Here is a 6,521-nt window from a genome sequence, read left to right as displayed (position 1 = left end):
GGCGGCGTGAACCACAGCAACACAACTCATAGTCGCACATACGTTTCATTTGACTTGACAGCTACCGTCCGCGTCCCGGATGCGGACTGCCGGTTCCAGGCGCGCGAACCGCGGGGCTTGTCTGTCCCCTTTCAGCCGCGGGGCCGGGGCCATTTCTCCCGCAGCCACGCCAAGTCGGTCTCGGCGCGGATGCGGGCCGCTTGCTCACGGGTGAACACCGCGTTCGTCTTGGTCAGGACCAGGGTGTAGGGGCGTCCCTGACGCCGGGTGGGGTGGGACACGGGCAGGCCGACCAGATCGATACGGCTGTGGATGTGGCGGCGCCGGTCCTTCGCGAGCGGCCAATCCATGACCCGACGGGTGCGGGAGGTGAGGAAGGCGTCGAGGTCGGGGCAGAGGCCGCAGCCGGACCGGCAGGTACCGGCCGGGGTGAGTGACCAGTCGTCCGCCGCGCGTACGGGGCGAGTGACGGCCGCGGTGAGCCGGGCCTCGCAGTGGTCGGCGAGCGTCTGGAAGGCGCGGGCCGCGGGTGCCCCGTCTCGTACGGTCGTCGGTCGGCGGGCCGCGGTGCGCAGGGCCGGGAACAGGCATTCCAGGGCGGTGTCCGGCAGGCCGCGCAGCGCGGTGACGATCGTGCCGGCGGTTTTCGGGTCGCACGCCTGCAGGATGCGGGCCAAGGGAGCTCCCAGCCGTTCCATGCCCGCGCGGCGCTCCGCCTCGCGGCCCACGTCGAGCCAGCCGGTGAGCTGCTGCTCGGCCGCTTGCCAGACGCCCTCCACCAGCGGTGTCGCCACCGCGTCTCCGTCACCGTCAGCGGTCCGCAGCGCGGCACAGAGGCCGGGCAGAGACTCGAGCCACGCTGCGCGATCCGCCCCGGTGTACGCGGCGACCGGGCCGAACCAGCTGCCGACGGCCCCGCGCGACCACGTCCGCCCGTACCGTGCGGCCGCTTCCGCGAGACCGGGGACGTGTCGCTCGCCCAGGGTCTCCACCCCGAAGGGCGCAAGGAGCATCGCGGCGGTGTCCGCTTCCTCCAGTCCCACCGCGACGTGCAGGGCGGCAGTGAAGAGTGGAGCGGCCGCTTCGCCCGAACCGCGATGCTTCCAGATCGGGGCGAGCGACCGGGCGAGCGTACGCGCCAGCTCCAACTCCCCAGTGTCCAGGTGGCCCTGGAGTTCTCGCAGGGCTCCCTCGGAGCCGGCCTCGGCGCGTGCCGCGAACGAGCGTTGCCGGGGCCAGAGCACCACTGCGGCCCGCCGGTACCAGCGGTCCAGGGTGTTGCCGTAGTTGCCCATGTAGCCCTCGTACTCGGACTGGTAGGGCGTGAGGTCCTTGTTCTCGGTGGTGGCGCACACCTCGGCGTAAGAGACGGGCAGGGAGATCTGCTCACCGTCGGCGCCGTCGGGGCGGGTCCACCAGTCGAGGGTGATCTCGTCGTCGATCAGGTCGCCCAGCTCGTAGTCGGAGAAGTCGCCACTGCGGCGGCGCTCGGCCCCGGGCTCCCCGTCGGGGTCGAGGAGGCACTCACCCTCGCACTCCTCCTCCTCGCAGCCGTCGAAGTGCTCGACATCGCCGTAGTAGTCGTAGCGGTCGTAGGGCGGTACGGCGTCCCAAGTCTCCTTCACCTCGGCCAATGCGAGGACCGCCTCGCAGCCTGCCTGCCCGGCGGCCTGGCGGAGCCGGGTGGCACGCGTGGCGTCGGCACCCTTGAGGCGGTCCCAGTCCAGGCCACGCTGGGTGTACTCGTGGTCGAGGAGGTACACGAGGCGGTTCGGGGGCGCCGTTTTCTGGCGGCCGTAGGCGTAGCGCTCTTCGGCCGGCTCAGTGAAGTGTTCGGTCAGGCAGTGGGCCAGGTCGGCGGCCTGGCCGCCGCCGTCCTCGCCGGCCGGGCGGGTGCGTTCGGCGAGGAGGTTCATGGTGAGGGTGACGCGGTAGCCGGACTTGACGGGCTTGACCTCGTGCAGGCAGTCCGCGTAGAAGGCAGCGAAGGTCAGCTTCTCCCGGGACGCCTGGTGGACGACGCTCCGGCCGGCGTGCGAGACGACGAGTTCGCCGCCGGTGTGGTGCGAGGGCAGCGAGACCACCAGGGTGCCCACCATGGAGTCGTCCTTCTCGGAGTCCTGGTGCGGCAGGAAGAACTGGCCCTTGCCGTAGACGAGCAGCGCGTGCGGTTCGGCCCGCAGGACGGTGGTGGGCGGCAGACCGAGCGCGGTACGGACGCCGTCGAGGACGCCGCTCAGGGTGCGGTCCCAGTCGGGGCCGCCCAGGGTGATCCGGTCCGGGGTGATCTCCCAGGTATCGCGCACGCTGGTGTCGGCCAGGGTCTGCTCACCGCGGCCAAAGCGGGCCTGCCGGGCCTGCGCGATCAGCTTCTTGGTGACCGGAGCGCGCAACGGCAGGGACAGCACCCCGACGCCGTCGACCTCGATCCGCAGCGCGCGGGCGGACATCTCGATGCGGGTGCTGAAGTCCCCGCATCGCTCCGAGGCATCGAGCAGCTTCGCCAGTTGCTTTCGTGCTCCGTGTCCCATGGTGTTTCGTTCCCCTGGTCGGCAGCGTGCCATTCCCTCTGTCCCGGAAACCCTAGCGCTGCTGGAAGTCCCTGTTCTCAGATGGCAGAACGGCCTTGACATCCGGGGCACCCGCGCAGCTTCAGGGAAGGCCCGGGACCGGTGGGGCGTTCAGCGGGGTGATCAAGGTGACGGTTCTGTTCCCTGTGGAGATCGACCTCAGCCGGATCTTAGGCGGTACCCCATCCCGGTGCCTACGCGCGGGGATGTCGTGCGTCGAGCTCTCTGAGCGGCCGCGCCGACGAACAGCCCGGCTTGCGGCGGCGGGAATCCCGGATCGCCAAGGACGACTGACGGGCGCCCGCCACCAGTCGTGCGAGCCGTACCTCTGGCCGACTGCTCACGTCATCGTCCGTCGCGCCGTTCCGGTCCGTAGTCGGAATACATGCCGCGAACCGCCCCGCCCAGCAACGCCGCGGTCCAGCATCACGGCCGCCGTCGTCGAGGATGTACACCTTGGCAAGGAGATCACTGACAAAGCCACCAGGCAGTTCTAGTGAGGCCATGTAGCTCAACAGCGTGCGCGCCGCCTCACCTTGTTGACTCGTCAGTAGGTAAGAGTGGCTGAGGGCTCTTGGCCGGGACAGTGCTGACGTTGCCTGGAGCTGGATGCGGTCTTCGGCGCAACCTTCCCAACGCGCGCCGAAGACCGCTGGTCGCTGCGCGTACCCCGTCTGGAGCGACAGCGCGCCACCCGTTTCACTCGAGCAGCGCAGCATCAAGAGCCCCCGCAGCAACCTCCAGGGCCCGCGTCACCACCGTCCCCACACGACGGTTCGGAACACTGACGAGGGTTGGCGTACTCCTGACCGTGGTTCCGGGGACGAGGTAACGGGTGCTCTGCCGCCTCATCGCTGGTCGAGAGACCGGCCCCGGCTGCCACGGCCTTCTGGGCACCGGAGGCGAGGCTACCTGGGGCGCTGATGCGGCCCAGGGCGTCCCACTGCTCGGGGGTGTCGGAACATCGATCTTGATGTCCTCCACGGGACCGAAGGTGCCGTCGGCGCGCTTGTCGAAGAACGTGCCGCGGCCCGCCCCCAGGGGTTCATGTGCTGGCACGGTGCTGACGTGTCAGCACCGATCTGCCGCGATTCCTGGCTGTCGAGCCCCCCAGCTCCCGCACCGAACCCGTGCCGCTCAGGGAACACGGCCACGGGAGGGAAGATCCGGGGGGGCGCTCCTGGCTGAGGTCTCCCGGCCGTCAGGCGCGCAGCAGGGTGACGGTGCGCCCGGAGGGCGTGGTCTGCTGCGAGAAGGCGGTGCGCTCGTGGACCGGGGCTGCCTGCGGGCGGGTGTCGAAGACGACGAGGGTGCCCGTGGACAGCTCCATGCGGTCCAGGTAGTCGTCCAACTGTGCCAGCCCCTCGGCGAGGGGGTCGGTGCGGCCCTGGCGCCACACCTTCAGCTCCAGCGCCTCGCGCTGCACTGCCCGCGAACCGTCGGCAGCGGTGTACGGCTGGCGAATCAGCAGGTCCACGCGCCGCCGGCCGACCCCGTACTCCCGGTCGATGAAACCCGCCCCGTTCACGATCCGGTGCAGGTAGGCCATCATCACCAGCTGTGCTGCGGCCTCCGGGTAGGTCGAGGCGGTGGCCAGGATCTCGCCGTTCTCCCGCCAGAACCCGGCGAAGGAGCACAGCAGCTTGTCCATGTCGATCCTGCCGTCCGGCAGCCGGAAGCTGCTCGGGGCGGCGACGACCTGGCCCTCCGTGTTGTTTCCCAGGACCCGGACAATGACCTCCTGGTAGATCGGATTGGCCACCCGCACCGGCGCGTCCGGAGCGACCAGCCCCAGGTCGCGCACGTACGCCAGATCGTCGTCGTACGTGTCCGTCGGCAGGAGCAGCTCGCCCGCGATCAGCGGCTGGATCACCCGCCGCACCCGGTCCTCGCCCAACCTGGCGGCCAGCGAGTCCAGATGCGTCGCACGCGCCAGGATCAGCCGCTCCTTCGCCTCCTCCATGTGCTCGGCCGTGATCGGCGTGTCCGACGGCACCCCCATCTCCTCGACGACCTCCCGGGCCAGCGCGTTGACCAGCCACGGCTGTCCCTGGGTAAAGGTGAAGGCACGCTCCAGCGCATCCACCGTGAAATCCCGGCCCGTCTCCGTGGTGTGCTGCCCGTACAGCTCGGCGACCTCGGCCTCGGTGAAGTCGCCCAACCGCAGCGACGCCACCTTGATGTTGAACGGACTCGACGTACCAAGCCGCCCCGGATCCCCGCCCGAGGCCGCCTTGTAGTCACGCACATCCCGCAGCCCGCACAGCACCACCGCATGCGGGAAGCCGCCACGGCTGACAGTGAAGCCATCGCGCAACTGGCGCAGCACACTGCGCAGGCTCTCCCCCCGCAGCGCGTCGATCTCGTCGAAGAACAGCACAAGCGGACTCGGACAGCTCCGCACCCACTCAGTCAGCCCCCGCGTGAGCCGGGACCCGGGCACCGCGTCGGGCCAGGAGGCGGGGGGCGCGAGCTCATCAGGAAGCCCAGCGGACTCCGCGGACCGCCGAATCGCCTCCAGCACCAGCAGCTCGGCCTGGCCGTAGTCCTCCCCGGCCACCTCCGCGCTCTCGCACGAGAAGTGCAGCGCCGCGTACCGGCCCGAGGCCGTCAGTTCCCGGGCCATCGCCGCCAGCACCGTCGTCTTCCCGGTCTGCCGTGGCGCGTGCACCACGAAGTACTGGCCCTGCTCGATGTACCCGCGGGCCCTGGGCAGCCGCTCCTGGGCCGGCACCATGTAGTGACGCGTGGGGACGCACGGCCCGGCCGTATTGAAGTAGCGCATACCTCGCACGCTAGCCGACGGCACCGACAACCTGAGGCGACCGTGCACCCGACCACCGGCTACACCGCCCTGTACGGGCACGAGTGCCAGAGCAGCGGTGCCCCGGTGCGGAGATCACCCGGCGGGCAGACGCAGAAACGCGGCCAGCGCCCGCTGGGGTGCAGTGACCGCTGGAGCGCCTCCGGCGACCGCCAGGGCATGCAGGTCACCGCGGCACAGCTCTTCACGTGCCGATCGGCTCATCCGGGGCACCGTTGTCGTCCCAGTCGGCCTCATGCATCCTGCCCTTGCCGAAGATCTCATCCGGGCTGGTGAGCGACCGGGGCGCGCACTGCGGCCAGTGCCTTGTCGGACAGTTTGGCCGCGGGTCAGGGGCCGGTTCCCCGCGGCCACGAACGCGGGAAAGCGGCTGTACCTGCTTCGTCACGGCGGCAAGGAGCGGCTGGATGAAGATCGACACAGTCGCATCGCCGTGGAGACCCGCATGGGCCGCGAGGTCGCCGGCGTGGAAGGTCTCTACTCGCACGTTCCCCTGGCCATGGAGCAGGAGATTGCCGATTCGCTGCAAAGCAGGTGGCCGCGCTTCGCGGCCAGCGAGAGAGAGCACTGGAAGGCGCCATCTGCCACTGCCCTACTATTCGATCTTGAAAAGTGGCGGAAAACAGCAGGTCAAAGCCGCTCAGGACACGTCGACATAGTTTCGTTCATGAAGTACATCTCGACCAAGAGCTTCATGCCGTTCGTCTGGTACCGGATCGTCCTCGGCGTCGTCATCATCGGCCTGGTGATGGTGGGTGCGCTGAGCCCGCACGCGGCGGAGTCTGCGAGCTGACCGACGGTTCGGCCACGGGGCCGGGCGGCGTCCCGGGCCGTGACCGACTCCATACGGTCTGCGTAGCGGTCCGGTAGCGCAGTGTCAGCCCTTGCCCCTAGGCTTGTCCGCATGTCCCCCGATTCCATCCCCTGTGGTTCCGTGCGTTCTGCCGCCGAAGTGAACGAGCAGATAAGGGCGTTGTGGCTGCGCACGGGCGGCAGGCTGACGGCCCAGGAACGGGAGGAGTACGAACTGCTGGTGGTCGAGTGGGCCGAGGCCGTCCGCGGCGGGGTCGTCAAGGCCGCCTGAGCCTCCTCCGGTCCTCCGCCCACCTCGTCGCCGGCGACCGCTC

At 69.8% G+C, this 6,521-nt stretch carries 4 protein-coding genes and 1 pseudogene; 2 read left to right on the top strand and 3 right to left on the bottom strand.

The features are described 5' to 3' along the window. Positions 1-131: 131 nt before the first annotated feature. From I3F54_RS27280 to I3F54_RS27270, 3 genes are all read right to left on the bottom strand, one after another. On the bottom strand, positions 132-2,531 hold the full coding sequence (locus tag I3F54_RS27280; RefSeq protein WP_240121579.1) for a 2OG-Fe(II) oxygenase: 2,400 nt from the start codon (positions 2,529-2,531) through the stop codon (positions 132-134). Positions 2,532-3,771: 1,240 nt separating this feature from the next. Then, positions 3,772-5,355 carry an ATP-binding protein gene (locus I3F54_RS27275; protein ID WP_240121578.1) on the bottom strand — a complete coding sequence of 528 codons (1,584 nt, stop codon included), beginning with the start codon at positions 5,353-5,355 and terminating at the stop codon, positions 3,772-3,774. Between the two features lie 223 nt (positions 5,356-5,578). Further along, entirely contained in the window at positions 5,579-5,815 is a 237-nt protein-coding gene (locus I3F54_RS27270; protein ID WP_240121577.1) for a hypothetical protein, read from the bottom strand. Positions 5,816-6,049: 234 nt separating this feature from the next. Here I3F54_RS27270 and I3F54_RS27265 point away from each other — a divergent pair. Continuing rightward, positions 6,050-6,187: pseudogene (locus I3F54_RS27265) on the top strand (undecaprenyl-diphosphatase); the annotation flags it as partial. A gap of 111 nt (positions 6,188-6,298) precedes the next feature. Then, positions 6,299-6,478: a hypothetical protein gene (locus I3F54_RS27260; protein ID WP_240121576.1), complete on the top strand. Its 180-nt coding sequence runs from the start codon at positions 6,299-6,301 to the stop codon at positions 6,476-6,478. Positions 6,479-6,521 lie beyond the last annotated feature (43 nt).

It is taken from the genome of Streptomyces sp. MUM 2J, assembly GCF_022414535.1.
Classification (GTDB): Bacteria; Actinomycetota; Actinomycetes; order Streptomycetales; family Streptomycetaceae; genus Streptomyces.
The sequence above is the reverse complement of the archived record's forward strand: the minus strand, read 5'-3'. Positions and strand labels throughout refer to the sequence as shown.

What these genes read in the sequence shown, in the direction of transcription:
- I3F54_RS27260 (WP_240121576.1), top strand. Translation starts at nt 6,299, where the DNA reads ATGTCCCCCGATTCCATCCCCTGTGGTTCCGTGCGTTCTGCCGCCGAA.
- I3F54_RS27275 (WP_240121578.1), bottom strand. Translation starts at nt 5,355, where the DNA reads ATGCGCTACTTCAATACGGCCGGGCCGTGCGTCCCCACGCGTCACTAC.
- I3F54_RS27280 (WP_240121579.1), bottom strand. Translation starts at nt 2,531, where the DNA reads ATGGGACACGGAGCACGAAAGCAACTGGCGAAGCTGCTCGATGCCTCG.